The organism is Herbaspirillum chlorophenolicum (genome assembly GCF_001189955.1).
In the GTDB taxonomy this organism is placed as follows: domain Bacteria; phylum Pseudomonadota; class Gammaproteobacteria; order Burkholderiales; family Burkholderiaceae_D; genus Herbaspirillum; species Herbaspirillum chlorophenolicum.
This window is the reverse complement of sequence record NZ_LFLT01000103.1, coordinates 1-3,508: the sequence shown is the minus strand read 5'-3', so window position 1 is coordinate 3,508 and position 3,508 is coordinate 1. Positions and strand designations below refer to the sequence as shown.

The window sequence follows — 3,508 nt, the reverse complement described above, 5'->3', positions numbered from 1 at the left end:
GTCCGAATCACTTCAATCGGCTCCCCATTTTCGACATAAGGGGCATACATCACCTGCTCATAAGCGCTAATAGATGAAATAGTCCCAGAATCGCAAATCCGCAGGCTGTGCCAATGGCTCCATACTCGCATGTACCAGCGTCTCGTCCAAATCGAATACAACTAGTTTAACGGGTATGGTATGCGGCAATCGTTTCTCTCTAATGTCGTCTTCTGGCCGGTGGCGGACTAACTATCGCTGACAATATCCTCCAAATCGTTGTAGGAGGCCGGATACGTGTTCAAGCCAAAAATGTTCAGACTGATAAAATTCCCGATACATAAATAACAAGATTTAGGGTGGGGAAATGTATCTATTAAAGCATCTGGAACGTGAAGTCGCGGGCGATAAGAACGATGTGGCAATACAGTTGTTGTACAAGCCATGGCAAATTGAAGAAGGCCTTTTGACGCGGCATTTTCCCTCATCATTGGTACGGCAATACAAAAAGCTGCAAGAGATGTGCCGTGGCGCGTTGGGGTTGCCTGTACCCAAGCGCTTGTTGCGCCATCGGCTGGCAGAAATGCGCGTTCACGTCTATATGACCACTAAGCAAGGTGCATTGCACGAGATGGACGACCTCGCGCTACACCAGATGGAGCAGTATGCGGGGCAGGCACGTGAAGATCTACATGAAATCAATGTCGTATTTGACGACCTGCAGAGAGAGGTGCAGATCGCCTTCTCCGCGCTGTACTTGTACGCCGAGGCGTTCTTCTATTTGCTTACCAAGGTGACGACGCAGGGGGCTTCAAAATTTCGCCTGGAAATTGATGTATCGGAGGATCTGAGGGAGGGATTGCGGCTCTATTGGTTCGGGCATCACGCCGCTTTTCAGAGCAATTTAGCCGACATGTTCTGGCGAGAAGCGACAATAGATATCATCGAAGAAGAGTATGACAGTCTCGAGCAAGCCGTCAAATCACGTGCGCCGGCTTTTTTGGACTTTGTCGATATGAGTATCGATAAGGTCTTGTCGCTGCATCCGCAGTTCATTGGATTGATCGCCAACGAAGACAAAACGATCTATTTGCAATTACGGCGTCGCGCCGAACTGATCGTCTACTTCTTCTTGAAGAGCCATTTCACGACATTGAAAGAGCGAAGAACCAATTTTGACCCGATTTCTGATACGACATTCGCCGAAGAATATGATTTGGAAACGGTTAAGAGCGCTGGTTTTTCTGCAGCTGAAATTCAGATGCTACTTAGCGATTCAGTATCGAAAGGTGCTGGAGACATGCTGCTGGCGATGATGCCGGAAGGGGCGCTCAAGTTAAAGAATCTATCGTTGCGGTATTCCTTGGGGCTCTACATCTCGCCTCTCCTCAAGGTAATGCCACATCGCGGAGATTGGTTTGATAAGCAATACATCTCCCTTTATGTCGCCCAACGTGTACGAAACTCACGCTTTGCTTTTGCCGGAGAAGTAAAGGCAGGTCGAGAGGAAGAGGAAAAATACGATATTGACCTGTTTGTGATCGACTATGAATTGGACCGAATCTACTTCTGTCAGGTGAAACATCGCGTTAAAACCCAACACGCCTATCTACGTGATGAGTTGAAAGAGTTTTCAATTGGCGGACAATTCAAGGACGCGATGCGGCAGTTAGATTCGGCAAAGCGCCAATTGGGATCTCCTAAGTTATTGGAGAGGGTTCGAGGATCGCTGCAGCGAGCTAGTGTTCGGGAGTCCTTCCTTGCTAAAGTGGACTCGGAATTTTTGGTCAAAAATACAGGCTTTATTGTGATCCACAATGTGGAGAACCTTGATTTCGCTGTCAAGGATGGTGTGGCGCTCTATGAATGGAATACGTTTAGGAATTTACTAAAGAGTGAGACAACTTTGCATTCCAAGGCCGATGTCAAGACGGTCAAGACTAAATTGACGAAAGTGGCATTGGATAAAGTCGGTGATCTGACAAAAGCATACGCGGCGTGGAATGATGCGATCGATCCCGCGAACCCGCTTAATTTTGGAAAGAACGTGGAGAATAAGTTAGGGACCTATCTTCATCTCTTCACGAAGTGGGAGATTGCGATGGGTAAAACTCAATTAATAGCTTATAGCGGAAAGGATTTTCGCTACCCACTGTTATAGCAAAAAAGAAAAACGCATCAACTAAGTGAAAGACAATTCCAGGAGCTAATTCGCGGTATTGATGATCATGAGGTGCTTGCGTTGCTGGCGTCACTAAAATACCGGCCACCGGCATCGCAGGCTACGCTTCCGGCAACCACCCCAGCTCTATTGCGGCTTGCCGCATGGACTAATTTTAAGTCCGGACCAGTTGTTTCAGGCCGGTCATGCGGCCGTCATTCAGTTGCTGCCATCTGAGTTCAAAAGAGCGTAGTTAAGAAAAGGGGGAGGGATGTTTGAGAAAATCGTGTTAAAGAGGTTGATCGACGGCCCGCCGATATCGCTTGGAGAGTTAGCTGAAGCGCTGCTCTTCTACCAGAATGTCCATTTGGTTCTGGACCACTCAACCTTGAGCCACCTGATTGAGAGTATTCGAATGGAGGGGCTTCTGAGCTTGCTCGGAAGAAAAAATGTCACTGCGGTTTACTGCGAAGAGACACTCGGGATCAGCACGACCAAGCGTGGCGTATTCGAATATCACACGCCTATTGGCTTCTACTTGTCTGGGGACGCAACTGGCGCCGTCGCTAATAATCGTCGAGAGAGGTTATATCTCACGCTAGCTCGCTATGGCTACGACAAGAAACAGCGAGAGCGCCTGGCATCAATTTTCATAGCCAAAGTTCCGATGAAACGCCTGACGGCCGATGATTTCGTCAAAGGAGGCGTGATCAAGGCAATGGTGAAGGGTTTAACTAATGCTCCATATCTCCAGGCAGCCACGCGAAAAATAGTTGAAAACACTGTTGGTGCGGAAGATATTCGGCATGACTTCAAGATTGATTTGTTTGAGTCTGAACAGGAATACATTGTTACCACTGATCTTGACATCAATGCTATCAACAACAATAGAGCAAGATTCTCGCCGACGTTAGATGCAATTACCAAAGCCTCAATTCTGACTGAGCTTTTAGCAGCCACCACCGATACGCATCTGGCGGCTTACTACGGTGGTGAGTTATACACATCGAAGATCAGCTCGGAAGTCATCAAGGTGCGTCACGCGATGTTATTGACACGGATTGGTATCGACCGGCGTGAACTTGATAATTTCCATGAAATCGTACTTCCCAACAGCCCATCGCTTAGCGAGGTTATAAATAGCGGCGAGAAGACCTTTGATGACTTCTTGCGGGTCTTGGATAAATCACAGAAGTTTAGAGAGTGGATTGGCGGAATTAGCCCCGACGCGAATATCGTTTCGGAATACATGACGAGTGTCACGTCGGTTGACTGGATAAGCGGTGTAAAAGGAAAGATCTTGCGCTATGTCCTTGGCGGTGCGGTCGGTACTGCGACGGGAGATATCGGCGGGCTAGCGATTGGAGC

2 protein-coding genes are annotated in these 3,508 nt (G+C 48.0%); both read left to right on the top strand.

The window, feature by feature from the left end; translation table 11 throughout:
* Positions 1-346: 346 nt before the first annotated feature.
* Positions 347-2,140: a hypothetical protein gene (locus AKL28_RS23155; protein WP_050470647.1), complete on the top strand. Its 1,794-nt coding sequence runs from the start codon at positions 347-349 to the stop codon at positions 2,138-2,140.
* Between the two features lie 271 nt (positions 2,141-2,411).
* Positions 2,412-3,508, top strand: a 1,097-nt coding sequence (locus tag AKL28_RS23150; protein WP_050470646.1) for a hypothetical protein, incomplete at its 3' end; no start/stop codon positions are given.

Excerpts from the sequence above, each read along its gene's own strand:
- AKL28_RS23155 (WP_050470647.1), top strand. The coding sequence starts at position 347 with ATGTATCTATTAAAGCATCTGGAACGTGAAGTCGCGGGCGATAAGAAC.